Origin of the sequence: Sphingomonas sp. HF-S4 (assembly GCF_032911445.1) — a bacterium.
In the GTDB taxonomy this organism is placed as follows: domain Bacteria; phylum Pseudomonadota; class Alphaproteobacteria; order Sphingomonadales; family Sphingomonadaceae; genus Sphingomonas; species Sphingomonas agrestis.
This window is the reverse complement of sequence record NZ_JAWJEJ010000001.1, coordinates 1,728,344-1,747,254: the sequence shown is the minus strand read 5'-3', so window position 1 is coordinate 1,747,254 and position 18,911 is coordinate 1,728,344. Positions and strand designations below refer to the sequence as shown.

Below are 18,911 nucleotides of genomic sequence, written 5' to 3'. Positions count from 1 at the left end.
TACGTTTAACGATCAACCAAACGTCTATCAAGTCGCGCAATCATCAAACTCTCGGCGCCGTTTCAGCGGGTTGTGGGTGGGATCGCCTGGCCGGCGGCGTCGAACAGCAGGATGCGTCCGGGATCGGCGTAGAGCGTCAGCATTCCAGGAACCGGCACGGCGTGATGTCCGTCCAGCTTCGCGCGGAATTCGCCCGCCTGGTCGAGGTGCGCGTAGATGAAGGTCGAGTGGCCGAGTGCCTCGACTGCCTCGACCGTCAGCGGAAAGGCAATCCCCGCGTCCGGATCGGTGCCAAGATGCTCGGGCCGCAACCCAATGGTAACGCGGTCGCCCGCGCGGACGCCGCCACACGGCATGGCAAAGCGGATGCCGCCGGCGATTTCGAGCAGCGCTTCGTCGCCGCGCCGTTCGATCACGAGCGCGTCGAGCAGGTTGATCCGGGGGCTGCCGATAAAGCCCGCGGTAAAGACGTTGTCCGGGCGTTCATAGATATCAAGCGGCGTGCCAACCTGCGAGATGCGGCCGCGGTCGAGCACGACCAGCCGGTCTGCGAGTGTCATCGCCTCGACCTGGTCGTGCGTGACGTAGATCATCGTGCTGCCCAGCCGCTTGTGCAGCCGCGCCAGCTCGTGGCGCATGCGGACGCGAAGGTCGGTGTCGAGGTTCGACAGCGGCTCGTCGAACAGGAAGATCGTCGGATCGCGAACGATCGCGCGGCCGATCGCCACGCGCTGGCGCTGGCCGCCCGACAATTGGTTCGGCAAGCGGTCGAGCAGCTCGCCGAGTTCGAGGATATCGGCAGCGTGCGCGACCTGCGCAGTGATCTGCGCGCGCGGCATGCGCATGTTGCGCAGTCCGAAGCTCAAATTCTCGCGCACCGTCATGTGCGGATAGAGCGCGTAGGACTGGAACACCATCGCCACGCCGCGCGCGGCAGCGGGGGCGTAAGTGACGTCGCGGTCGCCGATCCGGATGGTGCCGGCCGAAACGTCCTCGAGCCCCGCGATCATCCGCAGCACGGTCGACTTGCCGCAGCCCGAAGAGCCGACAAGCACGACGAATTCGCCCGCTGCGACTTCAAGGTCGATGCCGCGGATCGTCTCGACTCCGTCATAGGATTTGCCAAGCCCCGCAAGCGCCAATGCCGTCATTCCGTACGCAACTCCCATGCTCCAGCGGTGGTGTCGCCGACCACGAACTCGGCCTCGATATCCACTTTGAGTCCTGCCGCGCCGCCTTCGCGCAACAGGATCTCGGCTGCCTTGCGGCCCTTCTCGAATGCGTTCTGGCGCACGGTGGTGAGCCTCAGCGTCTCGGGTTGCCGGCCGGGCGGATCGAGCCCGTCGAAGCCGGTCACCGAGACGCGCTGCGGCACCGACAGCGCATGCGACTGGCAATGCACGATCGCGCCGCGCGCCAGTCGGTCGGAAAAGCACACCAAGGCAGTGAGGTCCGGCCGGCGGCGCAGCAGCCGCTCCGCCGCGCGCTGCCCGCCATCCTCGCTGTTGACCGTTTCGCAAACCAGTATCTCGGCCTGGGCCAGCCCGGCCGCGTCGATTGCGTCACGGCAGCCCTGGATGCGTTCGCGCACGACATGGTTCTCGTCCGGGACATCGCGATCCAGTGCGAAGATCTCGCCATGATCCTCCGAGAAAGGAAAGGTCACGATGGCGATCCGGCGGTGGCCCAGCGCCAGCAGATGGGCGACTGTGGCGCGCATCATCGCGCGGTCGTTGGTCTGCACGCTGGCGAGATCGGGCGCGTCGAAATCGACGACCACCGTGGGCAGTCCCCGCGCCAGCGCCATGCGGATCGTCGGATGGCTCTTGTACGGCGCGTTGAGGATATAGCCGTCGACGATCGCGGTCAGCGTATCACGCTGTTCGGGATGCTTGTCCTTGAGCGGGATGAGCACGAGGTTCGCGCCTTCCTCCTCGCATACCGACGAGATCCCGTGCAGGAAGGTGATGTCGTGCGCGTCGGTGAAGGCGTAGCTCAACTGATCGTTGAACAGCACGCCGATCGCGCCACAGCGGCCTGTGCGCAGCGATCGCGCCGCAGGATGGGGGCCGTCATAATTGACCGATCGGGCATGCGCGATGATCCGCTCGCGCAGTTCCTTGGAGACCTTGGCGGGGTTGTTGTACGCGTTGGAGACCGAGGTGGGCGTGACGCCAAGCTCCGATGCGATCGATTTGAGAGTGGCCCGTTTCGCCCGCACCGTTTCCTTACCTCTCCGTCTGCCTGCTATCGTTGTCGGCGAGTCTAGCCCGCCAGCTTGACACGTACAACCGCGCCTGTTTATCGTTTAACTAGCCACTTGTTAATCAGGGGCAGGAGGGGTCCGCACCTGATGGTCAGCGCGTCCGAAACTTTGCGGCACGATATTTCGGCGGCGCCTTGCACGGCGCGGCGGAGGCGTGCTGCGGCCCTGCTTGCCGCATTGGCATTGTTCGCATGCGCCGCGCCGCAGGGCGCGGTCCCGCCAAGCCCGCACGCAGACGCGGCCAGCAGCGCGCGGCCGATCACGCTCGCCCATTTCGATCATCTTTTCGCCGAGGCCAATGTCGGCGGTGAGCGAGTGGGGGTGGTCAACATTTACAGCACTGCGCCCGACTTCGCCTTCGCGATCGAGCCGCGCGAAGGCTATGCCTGCGTCGACGACGTCGCGCGGGCGATCGTGCTGCTCGCGGCGGAACCGCAGCCGGACGCAAGGCGGCTGCGTCAGATCGAACTGATGACCCGATTCGTGGTACGGATGCAGGCCGAGAACGGCTATTTTCACAATTTCATCTGGGCCGGCGGGCGGATCAACCGCGAGTATCGGACATCGCTTTCGGAGCTCAACTGGTGGTCGCTGCGCGCCTTATGGGGACTAGAGGCGGCACTGCTGCGTCTGCCCGAAGGGTCGCAAACAGCCGCGCGCGCACGCGCCGCCGCGAATCGCGTCGTCGGAAACCTCAAGCGTGACTTGCCGGTGGACCGGCGTGGGTTGGAGACGGTCGAGGGCGTGCAGGTCCCCACTTGGCTGCCCTTCGGCGCAGGTGGAGACGCCGCCTCGACAGCTATTCTCGGCTTGGTACCGCACTATCAGCGCACCCGTGATGCGGGGACGCGCGCGCTGGTCGAACGGCTCGGAGATGGGCTGGTGCAGATGCAGGCGGGCGATGCGCGCACCTTCCCACACGGCGCGCATCTGAGCTGGCGCAACCAGTGGCACGGCTGGGGCAACGCACAGGCCTATGCGCTGCTGCGCGCCGGGGCCGCGCTTAACCGGCGCGACTTCACTGCGAGCGCGCTCCGCGAAGTCGATCTTTTCTATCCCCATCTGCTCAAGCACGGCATGCTTTCGAGCTTCGCGCTGCGGGCGAAGGACGGTCGAATCGAGACGAGCGAAGTCCAGCGCTTCCCGCAGATCGCCTATGGGATCAGCCCGATGGTGCTCGCCGCGACCGAAGCCTATCGCCAGACTGGCCAGGCGCGGTATCGTGACACCGCACGCCGGCTCGGCGCCTGGCTCTCGGGCGCCAATGATGCCGGCCGACCGGTCTATGATCCCGCCAGCGGTCGCGTGTATGACGGGATCAACGGTCCGGGCTCGATGAATCCCGATTCGGGTGCCGAATCGACGATCGAGGGCCTGTTCGTGTTGCGCGCACTCGACGGTGTACCGCTGCCGTGACCGCGCGGCGCGAGGTTCTCCAGCTCGCGCTGGGCGGTGCGGCCCTGCTCGCCGGCTGCTCGTCGCGCCGTGCCGAGAAGCGTACCGACCGGATCCGTCTATGGGTTGCGCCCAACGAGGCCGAGGAAGGGTTCTGGAAAATCGCCGTCGCGCGCTGGAACGGGCAGGGACGGGGCCTGCCCGTGAGCTTCACGACGATCCCCACCGCAGGAGCCTCGGAAGATACCGTTCTGTCGGCGCTGGTCGCCGGCACCGAGCCCGATCTCAGCACCAATATCTTCTCCGGCTTCGCGGTCCAGCTCGCCGCGCTCGGCCAAGTCGAGAACCTTGCCGCGATGCCCGGCTATGCCGAGCTGGTCGCGCGGCGCGACATGGGCGCGATCGTGCCCGGCTGGACCCAAAGCGGCCAGGTCTGCGCGCTGCCGATCTATTCGAGCCCGACCCTGCTGTGGTGGCGCACCGATTTGCTCGAGAAACATGGCTTCTCGGCGCCGCCGCGGACCTATGACGAAGTCTACGCCTTTTGCGAGCGCTACGGCGTCGCGCGGTCGCGCTATGGGATGCAGGTCATCTCGGGCCGCGGCTGGGCGGACCGCTGGTTCGACTTCATCTCGTTCTACTATGCCGCATCGAACGGCGCCCCTTATCTGGAAGGCGGGCACGCGCTGTACGACAATGCGGCGGGGCTGCAGGCGGCGGGGTTCATCGACCGGATGTTCCGACGCGGCTGGACCGCGCTCGATTTCGATGCCGAGGAGCCGCTCGTCTCGGGGCTGGCGGCCGGGGCGGTGCGCGGTCCCTGGGACGTCGAGCGCTTCGCCAAGATCTATCCCGAGACGCTGGCGCGGATCGCGGCCGGGCCGATCGTTTCCCAGACGGCGGGGCAGGGGGCGGGTGCGACCTTTTCGGACAGCAAGGGCGTGGTGATCTTCAAGAGCAGCCGCGTCGCGCGCGAGGCGTTCGAATTCTTGTCCTGGGTGCTCGGGGAGGAAGAATTGAACCTGCTCTGGCTGCAGCGGACCGGGCTGTCGCCGGCGCGCGGTGACCTGCTCGAAAACCCGCGCTTCGCCGATTATTATCGCGGCAACCAGATCGCGCAGGCCTATGCCGAGCATGTCGCGAGCGCGAAGCCCCCCGCGCTTTCGGAGCACACCATCGACATCCAGAAGATCATGACCGCCAAGCTCGTCGAGCCGCTGATGACCGGGCAGCGTACGCCCAGGGAAGCGCTCGCAGAAGCAGCTGCGGCGACCGACCAGATGCTCCGGGTGCGGGCATGAAGCGGCCGAGGCTTTCGCGCGAGGCATGGATCGGGCTGTCGCTCGCGTCGACCTATCTGGTTTTCACGGCGATCTTCTGGGCCTATCCCTTCTTCTGGCTCGCCAAGCTGTCGGTCACCCAATGGCGCTTCTTCGACGACCCCGTATTTACCGGAACGCGCAACCTCGTCCTGACCGTGCAGGATCCGCAATTCCTTCAGGCGCTGTGGAATGTGCTGCGTTTCCTGGCGATGTACGTGCCGATCGCGTTCGGCGGCGCGCTGGTCGTCGCGTTCGGGCTCCAGCATGTCGGGCGCGGCAAGGCGTTCGTCGCGCTCTGCTTCCTGCTCTCGAACGTGTCGTCGGGAGTCGCGCTCTCGCTCGTCTTCACCAAGATCTTCAGCTCGACCGGCCCGCTCAATGCCGTGCTGTTCGACTTGCTTGGCATCCGCATCCCCTGGACCAACCACCCCACGCTGGCGATGCTCGCGATCGCGCTGGTCGTCGCGTGGAAGTTCGTCGGCTATTACGGGCTGATCCTCTATTCGGGGCTGCTTACCGTGCCGAAGGAAATCTACGATGCGGCGCGGCTCGATCGTGCCGGGCCGCTTACTCGACTGGTCCGCATCACGCTGCCGATGATCAACCCGCAATTGATGATGGTGCTGGTCTTCGCGATCCTGGTGTCGTTCGGGTTGTTCACCGAGCCGTTCCTGATCACCGGTGGCGGCCCTGCCGACAGCACCGCGACGCCGCAGATGATGATCTACGAAACCGCGTTCCGCCGGCTCCAGCCGAGCCATGCGGCGATGATGAGCATTCTCGTCTCGGCTGCGACGTACCTGCTGGTCCTGGTCGCGCGGCGGCTGTTCGAGAGGAAAGTTGTGCTCGCATGATTGGGATCAGGGGTTTTCTCGGGTCGCGCAGCCTCGGCGGCTGGGCGGCGACGATCGGGATCTACGCGCTCGCGCTGACCTGGCTTTATCCCTTCGCCTGGATGGTCGCCGCGTCGCTGAAGCCGACCGCGCAGATCTACACCACGGGCTTGTTTGCGGGGAACTTCACCCTCGATAATTTCCGCTTCCTCTTCGCCACCGCCGACAAGCTCGACCGGCCTTTTCTCCAAGCACTGGGGATCTCGGCCATCGTCACGCTGACCGTGACGGTGTCGGTGCTGATCACCTCGGCGTTCGTCGCCTTCGCGCTCGCGCGGCTGCGCTTCCCCGGCCGAAAATGGTTCGGCGATTTCCTGCTGCTGCAGATGGTGATCCCGACGACGATGTTCATCCTGCCGCTGTTCGTGCTGATCAAGGAGCTCGGGCTGCTCAATTCGCTCGGCGCGCTGATCCTGCCGTCGCTGATGTCGGGCTGGGGCATCTACATGATGTCGCAGTCGTTCAAGGCGATGCCGGAGGAGTATTTCGACGCGGCGCGGCTCGATCGCGCGAGCCTGTGGCAGACGGTGATGCGGATCGTCGTCCCGCTCAACAAGTCGATCATCGCGATCGTCGCCTTGTTCACTTTCACAGGTACCTGGGACAATTTCCTGTGGCCGTTGATCGCGATCTCCGACACCGACCGGATGCCGCTGTCGGTGCTGCTCGCCACCTTCAGCAAGCAATATGGCGGCTATGCCGGCCCGGTGATGGCCGGCGCGGTGCTCCAGACGCTGCCGCTCGTCCTGCTGTTCGTGCTGTTCCGCCGCCATTTCCTGCAGGGCATGTCCCTGTCGCTCAAGTAACGAGAGTTTTGACATGCTGAAGCGCTGGCCAGGCAATCCCATCGTCGCGCCCGAAGACGTCCGCCCCAGCCGGCCCGGCTGGCAAGTCGACGGCACGTTCAACGCCGGAGTCGCGCGCCTCGGCCACGAGACAATCATGCTGGTGCGGGTGGCCGAGAGCGTCGCCCGGGCCGGGCCCGGCGAGGTCCGCGTACCGGTGCTGGAGCCGGAAGGCACGGGCTGGCGCTGCGCCACGCGCAGCTTCCGCGCCGACGATCCCGACTATGACTTTTCCGACCCGCGCATCGTCCGCTCGCGCGCCGATCCACGCCACGTCCATCTCACCTCGATGTCGCACCTCCGCGTCGCGCGGAGCGGCGATGGCGTGACATTCGCTGTCGCCGACACGCCGTTCCTGTTCCCGGCAAACGATACCGAACGCTATGGCTGCGAGGATGCGCGGCTCACCGTGATCGAGGGGCGCTGCTACATCAATTATACAGCAGTCTCCGACTTCGGGATCACCACGGCGCTCGCGGTCACTGACGACTTCGTCTCTGTCGAGCGGCTGGGGATCATCCATGCACCGGACAATCGCGACGTCTGCCTGTTCCCGCGCCGGATCGGCGGTAGCTATTGGTGCCTCCATCGTCCCGCGCCGCTCCATTTCGGCGCGCCCGAGATCTGGATCGCGCGCTCGCCTGACCTCATCCATTGGGGCGCGCACCAGCGCCTGGCCGGCTGCACCGCGCACCGTTGGGAAAGCCACAAGATCGGCGGCGGCGCGCAGATGCTCGAGACGGACAGGGGCTGGCTCCAGGTCTATCACGGCGTCGATGCCGAGCAGCGCTACAGCCTCGGCGCGCTGCTGCTCGACCTCGACGACCCGCGCATCGTCAAGGCGCGGCTCGCGCGGCCGCTCGCCAAGCCGGCCGAAAGCTATGAGGTCAGCGGCTTCTTCGACAACGTCGTCTTCGCGTGCGGCGCGCTGATCGAGGGCGACGCGTTGCGCGTCTATTACGGTGCCGCCGACCGGGTTATGGCGCTGGGCACGGTCCCGCTCGCCGATCTGTGGCAGGCGATGGAGGCCTGACGCGCCCACCGGCGCGGCGCGCACATACTTAAAGACGGGGCCTGGACGTGTCTGTTCGTCGATCTTCGCGTACCGCAATCGCGTTGATACATTAAGCGGCGCTCGCCCGACCCGGGCATGCTCCGAACTTGGGCGGAGCTGGCGAGGGCAACTGCGACTGCCGATGGAGCTCGGCAGAGAGAACTCGGCACCCCCATTCGCTCGATCTAGTTGAGATGCCCGATCTATTCGTCGAACATTCCGTCAATATCGAGGAAAAAACGGCGGAGATATCCTTGATAAGCCGACTGTTTTTCATCTCTCTGCTCAGAAGCTGGCCGGCATCCCAAGCGGTGCAACAACGGTTGATCGGATCGCGGGACAAACTGCCAGTCGACAAAGCCTCTAATTGCTGCCGTTCGATCCAGCTTTCGACTCTTGCAGTAGCAAGGTGGACAGTCTCCGAAACGCGCCTCCGTTTGAGCACATGATAGAGTAGTTATACGACTTTGCAGATAAGAACGATCGTTCTGCTATCGTTCTGTCTACATAAATCAGCAAAGGAGAGGCATTCAAGCCAACTTCATAAAGGACCGTCCAGTGATCAATCCAGAGCTGCAAAGCCGACTTGATTTTGCATATTTCACTGCCGAGCAGCGGAGCATCCTCGCCGGGTCGCAATCGCGAATCTCCGAACTTCTGTCGCCTGCTCTGGATCGATTCTATGAAATCGCAGGCCGAACCCCCGAGACGGCGCGCTTCTTCCGCGACCCCGCACACATGGCGACCGCCAAGCAGGCGCAGATGCGACATTGGCAGCATCTGTCGGCGGGCACCTTCGACGAAACCTATCACGCCAGCGTACGGAGAATCGGGGAGCGTCATGCGATCATCGGCCTCGAGCCGCGATGGTATATCGGGGCCTATATGATCGTCATCGAGGACCTCATCCGGGGGCTGGGGCCGTCCGGGGCGTTCCGGCCCGGCACAAAGAAATCGGTGGAGGCAGTGGTCGCCGCGGTCAAGGCTGCGCTGATCGACATGGAACTCTCGGTATCGATCTATTTCGAGAGATCCGAGGCAGCGCAGAAACTGGTGGTTGAGACACTAGAACAGGGGCTCGCAACCCTGGCGAGTGGCGATCTAACGGTGCAGATGACCGAGAAATTCGAGCAAGGATATGAGCCGGTACGCCATAATTTCAACGCCGCCGTGGATCAGCTTCGTGACCTGATCAGCAATGTCTTGCATAGCGCCGGAGAGATCAAGACGGGCGCTCAGGAAATCGCGCAAGCCTCCGAGGACCTCGCAAAGCGGACCGAGGCAAATGCGGCGAGCCTCGAGCAAACCACCGCCGCGATGGCGCAGATGCGCGATCGTGTCGAGAGCACCGCGCAGGGCTCCGCGCGCACCGTGGATCGCGCCAATGGCGCGATGGCAGCCGTCGCGGATGGCCGAAACGTCGCGCAGGACGCGATGTCCGCGATGAACCAGGTATCCGAGAGCGCCAAGGGCATCGACAGCGTCATAGAGGGTCTCGATAAGATCGCCTTCCAGACCCGCGTTCTCGCGATGAACGCCGCCGTCGAAGCCGGCCGCGCAGGGGAAGCAGGTCGCGGTTTCGCCGTCGTCGCCGATTTGGTTTCCGCCCTGGCGATGCGCGCCGAGGAAGAGGCCGGGCGCGCGCGCGATCAGCTTACAGCGACACAGCGCGATATCATCGGCGCCGTCGAGATGGTCGGACGCGTGGATGCGGCGCTGGGAAGCATTTCTGGAGATGTCGGGGAAGTCCATGGGCTGCTGGCGCACATGGCCTCGGACAATCAGGCTCAGTCCGCCGCCATAGGTGAGATCAGCGCCGCGGTGCTGCATATGGACCAGGCCACTCAGCAAAATGCCGCGATGGTCGAGGAAACATCCGCCGCCGCCCGCAATCTTTCGTCGGAAGTTGCCGGCCTCGCGGACCAAGCCGCGAAATTCGCCATTGGGGAAACGCCACCGGCGCAGAAGCCCGCCCGCTCCCACCGGGCGGTTGCACCTCTGCGCGGGCCTGCCCCGCCGCCCGCGGCAGTTGCATCGGTGGAATGGGCGACCTTCTGAAAGCAGCCCGGGCGGAAGGTGGTGGCGACGCATTGTCCACCAGATCGCTTTGAGGTGTCCTTGCCGCGCGCCTACGCCCGGGTGCTCATCCCACTGCCAGCGGCAACCCTGCGACTAGGGGTTCGCGTCCTGCTCGAAGATCGAGGTATCTAGCCCGGCCGCCAGCGCGAACCGAACGGCTTCCGCCGTGCCGCGCACGTTGAGGCGCGTGAGGAGCTTGGCGCGATAGGCCTCTACGGTCCGGGGGCTCAGCCCGAGCTTGAACGCGATAATCTTGTTCGGATGCCCTTGGGCGATCCCGGCGAGGACCTGTTGTTGGCGCCAGGGCAGCCTGCGCAGGGCGGCCGCGGCGGCGTCATCGGGGGCGGCCGTGCGTGGCAGCGGTGACATTTGAAGCGCTGCCTCGATGGCGTGGAACAAGCGCTCGGGGGTGTAAGGCTTCTCGACGAAGTCGGCGGCACCCAGTTGCATAGCCTCGACGGCAATCGGAACATCCCCATGACCGGTCATCATGACGACCGGCGGGACCTCAGTGCGGTTGCGCAGCGCTCTCAGGACGCCGAGGCCATCCGTGCCGGGCATGCGGATGTCCAGAAGGATGCAATCGGCCTCCGCCATATCGTCGGCCGCGAGCAATGCGTCGCCATTTGCGAAAGTGCGGACACAATGGTCCTTACGCAGCAGCAGTCTTTCTGTCGCAGCGCGAACCGCTTCGTCGTCATCGACAATCAGGATCATCTTAGAGGACATGCGCAGTAACTGCGGTATTATCCTTATTGTAGATACTCAGGAACTTTGCGGGTGCAGGAGTTCATCGGTCCAGGGGCAGGCTTACTCGAAAACTCGCTCCCAGTTTTGTCGGCTCGAGCATGATCGTTCCGCCATGTGCCTCGACCAGCCGCTGGCAAACCGAGAGTCCCATGCCCATCCCGTGCGATTTCGAGGTGAAAAACGGTTCGAAGATCGATTGTCGCAGCCGGTCGGGAATGCCCGGGCCGGTATCGGACAGGGTGATGTGAAACTGTCCTGCAATGTCGCTCAAACCGGTAGCGATGCGAATCTTCCTCTGAGCCCCCTTGGGCAGGGTGAGAAGCGCATCGACTGCATTACGTAGCAGATTGACCAGCACCTGCTTAAGCTGAATCGCATCGATAGTGGCGTGAAGGTCCTGCCCGTCGTCCGCCATCTCCACCTCGATGCCATGCGCCGGCGCATCGATCAGCGCAAGGTCGCGGGCCGCCTCGATCAGGGGCGTGATTGCTTCGAGCCGTCGCTCGCCAGTCGTCTTGCCGACGAATTCCCGCAGGCGGCGAATGATCAGTCCCGCTCGTATCGCTTGGTCGGCCGCCGCCTTCATGACGATCCGCGCCTCAGCCGACGCTTCGATGGCGTCGCAGGCCTCGATCGCATAGAGCCCCGCGTTGAGGTTGTTTGCGATCGCGGTCAGAGGTTGATTGATCTCATGAGCGATCGCGGACGCCATTTCCCCCATCTCGGTCACCCGGGCGAGGTGGGCATATTCGGTCTGGAGCGATTGCAGATCATCCCGGCTCTGGAGCAGTGCTGCCTCGGTGGCCCGGCGTTTCGATACGTCGCGCATGGTGCCGGTGAAATAGGTACGGTCGTCATGTGTCCATTGGGCGACGCTCAGGTCCAGCGCGACAAGGGTACCGTCCTTGCGCCGGCCCTCGACGTCCCGGCCCTTGCCGATAATTCCTGGCACGCCTGTCCTTCTGTATCGCTCGAGATACCCGTCATGCTTCGCCGCGATAGCGCGTGGCAGAAGCACCTTGATGTTTCGCCCGACAAGTTCCTCGGGTTGGTACCCAAAGATGCGCTCGACCGCAGGATTGACCGACTGGATCGAGCCTTGATGGTCGATTACCGCCATGGCCTCTACCGCCGCATCAAAAATCGAGCGATACCGGGCCTCGCTCGCGATCAGGTCTGCCTCGAGCGCCTTGGCCCTGGATATGTCGGTGATCAGCGAAATGAAGAAGTCGGGAGCGCCGTCGGGCTTCGAGACGAGGGTGACCGACAGGTTCACCCATATCAGGCTCCCGTCTCTTCGGACGTAGCGCTTCTCCATGGAGTAGTGCCGGCCCTTCCCTGAGAGCAGGCGTTCGATATTCTCCAGATCCGATCCTAGATCATCGGGGTGGGTAATCTCTTGGAACCGGCCCTGGAGCAATTCCTCCTCGGTACAGCCGGTAATCTCGCAGCAGGTGCGATTGACGCGCAGCCATCTGCCGTCGAGGCCGACATGCGCGATGCCAACTGCGGCCAGCGCAAAGGTCGCTACAAAAGGATCGCAGGGTGAATCAGGCACGCCCGCGTCGCTTCCTGCGAGACACGTTGCCCACCCGCGTCACCGACTCCCTCCTGCAAACTCGCTGTCAAAATACGCGAATTGGAGGGTATGCCAATGCAGTAGTCCTACGTTCTCGAACGGAGTGCTAGATATGCTCAAAGTCCGCCCGGTCCCGATGCTGGTCAGCGTATAAATGCCATATCGTACGCTCTGATGGTATAGTGCAAAACCTAGCTGACGGACAGTATCGGAGTGCACGATGAGCACCGCGCGACAGCTGAAAAGGAACCTATATATTGTCGATGACGACGATGCGGTTCGCCACTCTCTGGCGCGGTTGCTAGGCCGTATTTCGGATTGCCTTGTGCAGTGCTTTGCGTCTGGCTCCGAATTTCTTGCGCGGTCACCCGCACTGGCGGAAGGAGTGCTTCTTCTCGACCTCAACATGCGCGGGCACAACGGCATGGCCGTACTTTGCGAGGTGCAGCCCCAGCATAAATATTTGCCCATTATCCTGACGGGTCACGGCACAGTCGGTCACAGCGTCAATGCGATGAAGGCCGGTGCCTTTGACTTTCTCGAAAAGCCTTGCGACCCCGTGCTCCTTCTTGATTGCCTTGCTCGGGGTTTCGAGGCGCGCGCCCTGATGTGTCAGGCAGAAAATGGCAGGAAAGAAGCGCAACTGCGGCTCGCGGTCCTGTCCCCGCGCGAAGCGCAAGTTCTGGACGCCCTGCTCGATGGGCTGATCAACAAGCAAATCGCCCATCGGCTGGGCATCAGCGCTCGGACGATCGAAGTCTATCGGGCCAATATCCTGCGAAAACTCCTTGCCAAGACCCTGGCGCAAGCCTTCCACCTTGTCTTTGCGGCTTACGGTCCCGACGGGCGAGTCTGCCGGGGCGCCGCTAACGGCTAGGGCTGCGCATCAAGCGGGTCTTGGCTGCGTGGCCCGCATCGACCGCTTGCCGACAGATGACGCGAGCGACCACGCGTGCGGTTCCGCGGCGTACCTCGACATAGGCTCCCCGACGAAGCGGCTGGCGCGTTTCAAGCATCAGGCCGTGATGCGATGTTACGTATAACGACATCGTTCGAAGCGTCGCCATCGGAAAAACGAGCGGCAAGCGTGACGGTGTGGCGGTGTTCTCATTTTTTGCATGGTGCATCTCGGCATCCCGTGCGGTGCATATCTCCGGCGCGGGCCTAGGGGGCAGCACGGTATTAGTACTTCGGCACAAATGCTGGAGCGGCGCTTTGCCCGGCGTTTACCCGTTGGAGGGACGATAGGGCATCACATCCTTTGTTTGAGCGATGCCATGAAGATCGACCTAGACTTTGGGGGATCCCCTGCGGCGCGGCGCCGGCGGCGCGATACACGCGAGAGCGAGCTCGAAAACCTGGCGGCGTTCCACCGCGAGGCGCTGGACCATGCCGCCATCGTCGCGGTGACCGACGCACACGGGACGATCACTTCGGTCAACCAGAAGTTTTGCGACCTGAGCGGGTTCAGCGAAGCCGAGCTCATCGGTGCCAATCACCGCATCGTACGGTCCGGCTTTCATGATCGCAGCTTCTTTGTCGATCTGTACCGGACGATCTCGCGCGGCAGGGTCTGGCATGGAACCTTGTGCAATCGGTCCAAAAACGGCGCGCTGTATTGGGTCGACACTACAATCGTACCGCATCGCGACACGCAGGGTCGCATCGCGAGTTATACGGCCATCCGGTTCGATGTGACTCCGCTGAAGGAAGCCGAGCAGAGGCTATGGAACCTCGCGAACGTCGATCCGCTGACGGGTCTGCCCAACCGCCGGCGGGTTCTCGAGCTGATGAGTCATGCCATCGAAGCGGGGGAGCCGCTCGCCATCGCGATACTTGATCTGGACCATTTCAAGGAGGTGAACGACACCGCAGGGCATGATGCAGGCGACGCACTGCTGGTCCATGTTGCGACCCAACTCGGCGATGCCCTGGCGGAAGGGGATGCGATCGGGCGCCTCGGCGGGGACGAGTTCGCCCTGATCGTCCAAACCAGCGGCATTTCCGTCGGCTCCCGCATGGCGGAAATTCTCGAGACACTCGATCCCTCCCGGGAGATCGTGCCGGGTTTCGCGGCGAGCGCCAGCATGGGGTTCGCCTGCTTCCCGGAAGACGGATCTAGCGCGGCGGAGTTGCTGAAATGCGCGGATATGGCGCTGTACGCTGCGAAGCGAAAAGGAAGGAATCGCACGCAGCGCTTCGAGCTCGCCTATAGAACCGAGGCGGACCGGATCGCCGGGCTGCGAAGCAGGGTCCGGCACGCTCTTGCCGCGGGTGAAATGACCTTGCTTTACCAACCGATCATCAGCACCGAGGCGCCGGGCGAGATGAACTTCGAGGCACTGCTGCGCTGGGACGACCCGAAAAGCGGGCGCGCATCGCCGGCTGCGTTTCTAGAGGCGCTCGAAGACGAGCATACTGCGTCTGAGATCGGGCGCTTTGTCGTCAATCGCGCTTTGGGCCAGATTGAAAGTTGGACAGCCGCCGGCATCGACTTCGGCTCGATCGCGATCAATGCGACGCTGGCCGACTTTCGTGCAACCGGATTTATCGAATCCATCCTTGCGGCCGTGAATAGCCGCAGGATCGCGCCAGAACGCCTTTGCGTCGAGATCACCGAAGGAATGCTCCTCGATCGCAATGGCGGCATCGTCAAGCGCGCGGTCGATCGTCTCCACGATGCCGGAATTCGCATTGCCTTCGACGATTTCGGCACCGGTTTCGCATCGCTTACCCATCTGCGGTCGCTTCCGATCGACCATGTGAAAATCGATCGCAGCTTCATCGATGCAGTTTGCCGCGACAGCAAGGATCGGGTGATCGTCGAGAGCGTAATCCGCCTGGCGCATCGGCTCGGCCTGGGGGTGGTCGCCGAAGGCGTCGAAACCAAGGAGCAGCTCGAGGCGCTACGGGATTTTGGATGCGACCGCATTCAAGGTTTCCTGATTGCCCCAGCGCTTGAGGCGGACGAGGCAGTTTCCTTCGGTCGAAGCGTAGATTGGCGCTTAGCCGAACCGGTTGAGTGCCATTCAATCGACTAGCGCAAGGAACGCGTACGCTCACTGACAACCCTCTCTTAAGGATTTGCTTCGTAACGCAGCTGCTCCGCTGACGGGGCGCCGAGGCGGGAGGGGAGCGGGCACTTTGTTAAGAACTGATATGGCGTTCAGTGCGCCACGCGCTAGAGTGACTCTCTGGCTCACCAATCCTGGCCTTGCCGTGCCGAACGATATCCGGATGGCGTTGCTGAGCACGCTGTTCGGCACACTGCCCATCTTCGCCGGCGGCGTCCTCAATACCGTTGCCGTCGCGGCGCTTGTTTCGTTTCGCCAACCAGGACCGCTTTTCCAGTTTTGGTTGTGGCTCGAGCTCGCTTTGTGTGCGGTGCGGCTGGTCGTGCTCGTGCTCAGCTTGAAAGCAGCCAAGGCGGGACGGAAAACACCGACCGACCTCTATCTGTGCCTGGCCGTGCTGTGGGCTGCTAGCGTCGGTTACGGTTGCTGCGTCACGATCGCGAGCGCGGACTGGGTGGCGAGCACGCTCGCTTGCCTCTCTGCCGCCGCGATGGTGGGCGGGATCTGCTTCAGGAACTTCGGAGCGCCCCGTCTTGTCGCGGTAATGATCGCGCTTAGCCTCGGCCCCTGCGCCATTGCGAGCCTGCTGTCGGGGCAGCTGATATTGTTGGTGGTTGCGGCGCAGATCCCCTTTTATCTGATCGCGATGACCAAGGCATCGTACCGCCTGAATCAGATACTGATCACCACCATGCAGGCGGAGCGCGATAACGACCGCAGGGCGCGCCATGACGGGCTGACCGGGCTCGTCAACCGAATGGGGTTGCAAAGGGCGTTCGAGCAGCGACGAGCGACGGGAGGCTCGCTCGGCTTGCTCTATCTCGATCTTGATGGCTTCAAGTCGATCAACGATACGCTCGGCCACGCCGCTGGCGATTTTCTCTTGGTGCAGGTTGCGGATCGGCTCCGCTCCGCAGCCGACGGCGACGCCGTGCTTTCGCGTATAGGCGGCGACGAATTCATCGCGCTGGTTCCGGCTGACGATGCCCAGGCGGCCTACCGCGCTGCGGGCGCCATCGCCTCCGCGCTGAGGCACCGTCCATTCTTGGTCGCGGGGGCGAGCGTGAACCTGGCCGGGAGTGTCGGGGTGGCGTTCGGTCGCTATGGCGAGCAATCGCTCGCGCAGTTGATGCAACAGGCCGACATCGCCCTGTACCAGGCAAAATCGGCTGGCGGAGGCGTTCGGCTCGGCGATCAACCAGAGGCGCTGGAGCACAAGCCCGATTGGGTTACCAATGCCGCTTCTGGGTTTAATCTCGCCGCTTAGGCTGGCGCTCCAATAGCGCGCGAGAGCCAATGGCCCGTGAGTATGCCTGCGCGCGTCGCACGCTGAACCATCTCTTACTTTGCGTCGAGCGCGAGCGGCAGGATATATTCGGTAAGCAGTCGCTCCGACAGCGCGTGCGAATTCGGTACGCCGTAATTGGTCGTGGTGATCACCACGACCAGGTCCAGCGCGGGCGCGATGACAACTTTGTTGCCGCCATTGCCGTACATCGCGGCCGCGTCGATCTTCTGCCCTCTGATCGTGAAGGTCGGCAGCCAGGTGAGGTAGCCATAATTGCCGCGTTGGTCATCGACCTGTGCATGCGGGCTGATCATGGCGGCGACCCAAGCCTGCGGCAGAAGCTGCGCGTGTCCATGGCGGCCCCGGTCGAGCAGAAGCTGGCCAAGCGACAGCAGGTCGCGGCTACGAAGCTCCAATCCGCCGCCTCCCTGAAGGAAGCCCGTCGGCGCGTGCTGCCACCTCTCGCCGGTCACGCCCAGCGGGCCGAACAACGTCTCGCGGGCGAACGCATCCAGAGGTTTACCGGTGGCGCGCTCCAATAGGGCACCGAGCGTCGTCACGCCCGCGGTGCAGTAGCTCCAGGCGCGACCGAACGGCGCGTCAGCAGGCTTGGTGGCCCAGCCTGGAAAGCCTTTAATCGGCAAGTCCAGGGTGAACCGCACCCAGTCCTCGACGAGGTACATCCGCTCCTCGTTGCCGCGGGAGAAGGAATTGTCATCATCGCATTCCAGCAGCGAGCTCATGGTCAGGAAGTCTTCGATCGTGATCGCCGCCTTGCGCGGATCCGCGGCCGCGAACGGTGCCATGTCCGCGAAGAACGGCATCACGCGCGCATCGACGCCCTTCAGCCTGCCGCGCTCGATCGCCGCACCGACGAGCATCGCCGTGACCGTCTTCGTCACCGAACGCGTGTTACGCCGCGCTTCGGCGCCCCCTTCGTCAAAATAACGTTCATGGAGAAGCTGGCCGCGCCGCGCGACCAATATGCTGGTGACCCGCTTGAACGCGCCTTCCCGAACGGCCGCGTCCATCGCGGCAAAGGACAGGGTTTGGGCTTTTTGTGATAGTGCTTCCTGTGCTCCCGCGGGCGCCGTGGCCCAGAATGCGGCCACCGCCGCCGCCCGCAAGCCAGTCCGCCATCGCATCGCCGCGTGCTCCTCAGCCGATCGAGAACCACACGCTAAACCGTCCTTGCGCCTTCTGTCTTGAACGGATGCAACATCGCCGCGAACTAATCGAAGGCTGCGCGAAATGCGGCGGGCGGCACGCCATATGCAGCGCGGAAGCATCGTGTGAGGTGCGCGTGGTCGCTGAAGCCATGCTCGGCGGCAAGCCCGGCCAGCGAGTGGCCCGTGGAAAGCGCCGCGGCGGCTCGCTCCACACGCGTGCGCCGGATCACCTCACCTGGTGAGCAGCCCAAATGCCGACGGAACACACGCGCAAGATGGACAGGGTGCACCCCGGTCAGTTGGGCAAGATCGTGAACCCTTAGCTCTGCTTCGTTCGCGAGATCCGCGAGCGCCTCGACGGCGACACGCAGCCAGGAAGGCAAGGTCCGATTTTCGTCTCCAGCACCCTCCAGGCTGGCCGACACACCAAGAAACGCATCCTGGAGCGCCAGATCCGAGGCCCCAGACAGCATGACCGCAGCAACCCGCATCGCCGCGCTTCTCGCTTCTCCACGGTCTAGAACCACCGCGTTCGCGATGGTCGCTGGCTCGGACCCCGGAGGGAGGTCGATTGAGAGGAATCGCCCCCCAGTAGTCGCGAAGCGATCCCGATGCTGCGTCTTGGGGGGATTATAGACCAGCATCGCCGGAGATCGCCACGCATCCGCGCGACCGCACCGCTCACATATTCGGCATCCACCGCGAGAATTAGATGCGCAGTCTCGTGCACGTGCTCAGGAACCTGTTCAGGCGGCACGGTCGCGCGTCGCAACGCAGCCTTGAAGCCGTGACTTTCGCGCTCGAGAGCGACCGCACCAAGAAACGAGCGGGAAAGGACCAATGGCATGATCCCAACCTACCGATTTTCAAGAGCGGCACTAGTATCTTGGCAATCGAACAACGTCAGCTACAGGGACGGCATCAAATAGAATAAACGGTCTACTCGCAGCCGTTTCACTTCAAACAATCCCTGGCTCCGATCCTCCGCCGGCGCTTCGGCGTGCCGGCTCGGGTGTCCTTATGGCCATGCGTGAGATCCGCCCATCGCCCGGAACGATTCGGGCGAGCATCTCAAGCAGAGGCGACCTCGAAGTTTGGCCGGTGCACCGGTTAAAGCCCTACGGCCAACACTGATGGCTTGCTGCGTTCCCGCCAGCGGCTTGAGCCACCGACCAAGGCCGTATCCCTCGGTCCGAA

Annotated in this window: 15 protein-coding genes; 9 read left to right on the top strand and 6 right to left on the bottom strand. The window is 63.7% G+C overall.

Annotation, left to right across the window (positions count from 1 at the left end; all coding sequences use genetic code 11):
* Positions 1 to 62 precede the first annotated feature (62 nt).
* Positions 63 to 1,151, bottom strand: coding sequence for an ABC transporter ATP-binding protein (locus tag RZN05_RS07615; protein ID WP_317226014.1), 1,089 nt, complete (start codon positions 1,149 to 1,151; stop codon positions 63 to 65).
* Positions 1,148 to 2,221 (bottom strand): LacI family DNA-binding transcriptional regulator, encoded by a 1,074-nt coding sequence (locus tag RZN05_RS07610; RefSeq protein ID WP_317226013.1) that lies wholly within the window; start codon positions 2,219 to 2,221, stop codon positions 1,148 to 1,150. The genes RZN05_RS07615 and RZN05_RS07610 overlap by 4 nt, the downstream gene beginning before the upstream one ends.
* Positions 2,222 to 2,443: 222 nt before the next feature.
* On the opposite strand from RZN05_RS07610, the gene RZN05_RS07605 reads away from it, so the two are divergent.
* The 6 genes from RZN05_RS07605 to RZN05_RS07580 all read left to right on the top strand — a co-directional run bounded on the left by RZN05_RS07605 (position 2,444) and on the right by RZN05_RS07580 (position 9,833).
* On the top strand, positions 2,444 to 3,682 hold the full coding sequence (locus RZN05_RS07605; protein ID WP_317226012.1) for a hypothetical protein: 1,239 nt from the start codon (positions 2,444 to 2,446) through the stop codon (positions 3,680 to 3,682).
* On the top strand, positions 3,679 to 4,962 hold the full coding sequence (locus RZN05_RS07600; protein WP_317226011.1) for an ABC transporter substrate-binding protein: 1,284 nt from the start codon (positions 3,679 to 3,681) through the stop codon (positions 4,960 to 4,962). Before RZN05_RS07605 ends, RZN05_RS07600 begins: the two co-directional genes overlap by 4 nt.
* On the top strand, positions 4,959 to 5,837 hold the full coding sequence (locus RZN05_RS07595; RefSeq protein WP_317226010.1) for a carbohydrate ABC transporter permease: 879 nt from the start codon (positions 4,959 to 4,961) through the stop codon (positions 5,835 to 5,837). Before RZN05_RS07600 ends, RZN05_RS07595 begins: the two co-directional genes overlap by 4 nt.
* The gene (locus tag RZN05_RS07590; protein ID WP_317226009.1) at positions 5,834 to 6,682 is read left to right on the top strand and encodes a carbohydrate ABC transporter permease; all 849 of its coding nucleotides are present in this window, start codon (positions 5,834 to 5,836) and stop codon (positions 6,680 to 6,682) included. The genes RZN05_RS07595 and RZN05_RS07590 overlap by 4 nt, the downstream gene beginning before the upstream one ends.
* 13 nt (positions 6,683 to 6,695) lie before the next feature.
* The gene (locus tag RZN05_RS07585) at positions 6,696 to 7,754 is read left to right on the top strand and encodes a glycoside hydrolase family 130 protein (RefSeq protein ID WP_317226008.1); all 1,059 of its coding nucleotides are present in this window, start codon (positions 6,696 to 6,698) and stop codon (positions 7,752 to 7,754) included.
* A gap of 579 nt (positions 7,755 to 8,333) precedes the next feature.
* On the top strand, positions 8,334 to 9,833 hold the full coding sequence (locus RZN05_RS07580; RefSeq protein ID WP_317226006.1) for a globin-coupled sensor protein: 1,500 nt from the start codon (positions 8,334 to 8,336) through the stop codon (positions 9,831 to 9,833).
* Positions 9,834 to 9,947: 114 nt separating this feature from the next.
* On the opposite strand, the gene RZN05_RS07575 is transcribed toward RZN05_RS07580, so the two are convergent.
* Both RZN05_RS07575 and RZN05_RS07570 read right to left on the bottom strand, forming a co-directional pair.
* Entirely contained in the window at positions 9,948 to 10,571 is a 624-nt protein-coding gene (locus tag RZN05_RS07575; RefSeq protein WP_317226005.1) for a response regulator transcription factor, read from the bottom strand.
* A 73-nt stretch (positions 10,572 to 10,644) separates the two neighbouring features.
* Positions 10,645 to 12,162, bottom strand: a complete 1,518-nt coding sequence (locus RZN05_RS07570) for a two-component system sensor histidine kinase NtrB (RefSeq protein WP_317226004.1) — start codon at positions 12,160 to 12,162, stop codon at positions 10,645 to 10,647.
* Between the two features lie 241 nt (positions 12,163 to 12,403).
* Here RZN05_RS07570 and RZN05_RS07565 point away from each other — a divergent pair, with 241 nt between their 5' ends.
* The 3 genes from RZN05_RS07565 (at position 12,404) to RZN05_RS07555 (ending at position 16,524) form a co-directional block, all read left to right on the top strand.
* Entirely contained in the window at positions 12,404 to 13,060 is a 657-nt protein-coding gene (locus RZN05_RS07565) for a response regulator transcription factor (RefSeq protein ID WP_317226003.1), read from the top strand.
* Between the two features lie 400 nt (positions 13,061 to 13,460).
* Positions 13,461 to 15,224, top strand: a complete 1,764-nt coding sequence (locus RZN05_RS07560; RefSeq protein WP_317226002.1) for a putative bifunctional diguanylate cyclase/phosphodiesterase — start codon at positions 13,461 to 13,463, stop codon at positions 15,222 to 15,224.
* Between the two features lie 145 nt (positions 15,225 to 15,369).
* Positions 15,370 to 16,524: a GGDEF domain-containing protein gene (locus RZN05_RS07555; RefSeq protein WP_317226001.1), complete on the top strand. Its 1,155-nt coding sequence runs from the start codon at positions 15,370 to 15,372 to the stop codon at positions 16,522 to 16,524.
* Between the two features lie 74 nt (positions 16,525 to 16,598).
* On the opposite strand, the gene RZN05_RS07550 is transcribed toward RZN05_RS07555, so the two are convergent.
* Together RZN05_RS07550 and RZN05_RS07545 are read right to left on the bottom strand one after the other, a co-directional pair.
* Complete coding sequence (locus tag RZN05_RS07550) at positions 16,599 to 17,657, bottom strand: serine hydrolase domain-containing protein (RefSeq protein WP_317226000.1); 1,059 nt, start codon at positions 17,655 to 17,657, stop codon at positions 16,599 to 16,601.
* 119 nt (positions 17,658 to 17,776) lie between these two features.
* On the bottom strand, positions 17,777 to 18,358 hold the full coding sequence (locus tag RZN05_RS07545) for a helix-turn-helix transcriptional regulator (RefSeq protein ID WP_317225999.1): 582 nt from the start codon (positions 18,356 to 18,358) through the stop codon (positions 17,777 to 17,779).
* Positions 18,359 to 18,911 lie beyond the last annotated feature (553 nt).

Bases quoted from the DNA above. Each gene is read 5' to 3' on its own strand.
- RZN05_RS07615 (WP_317226014.1), bottom strand. From the start codon at position 1,151: ATGACGGCATTGGCGCTTGCGGGGCTTGGCAAATCCTATGACGGAGTC.
- RZN05_RS07595 (WP_317226010.1), top strand. From the start codon at position 4,959: ATGAAGCGGCCGAGGCTTTCGCGCGAGGCATGGATCGGGCTGTCGCTC.
- RZN05_RS07590 (WP_317226009.1), top strand. From the start codon at position 5,834: ATGATTGGGATCAGGGGTTTTCTCGGGTCGCGCAGCCTCGGCGGCTGG.
- RZN05_RS07585 (WP_317226008.1), top strand. From the start codon at position 6,696: ATGCTGAAGCGCTGGCCAGGCAATCCCATCGTCGCGCCCGAAGACGTC.
- RZN05_RS07575 (WP_317226005.1), bottom strand. From the start codon at position 10,571: ATGATCCTGATTGTCGATGACGACGAAGCGGTTCGCGCTGCGACAGAA.
- RZN05_RS07565 (WP_317226003.1), top strand. From the start codon at position 12,404: ATGAGCACCGCGCGACAGCTGAAAAGGAACCTATATATTGTCGATGAC.
- RZN05_RS07560 (WP_317226002.1), top strand. From the start codon at position 13,461: ATGAAGATCGACCTAGACTTTGGGGGATCCCCTGCGGCGCGGCGCCGG.
- RZN05_RS07545 (WP_317225999.1), bottom strand. From the start codon at position 18,358: ATGCTGGTCTATAATCCCCCCAAGACGCAGCATCGGGATCGCTTCGCG.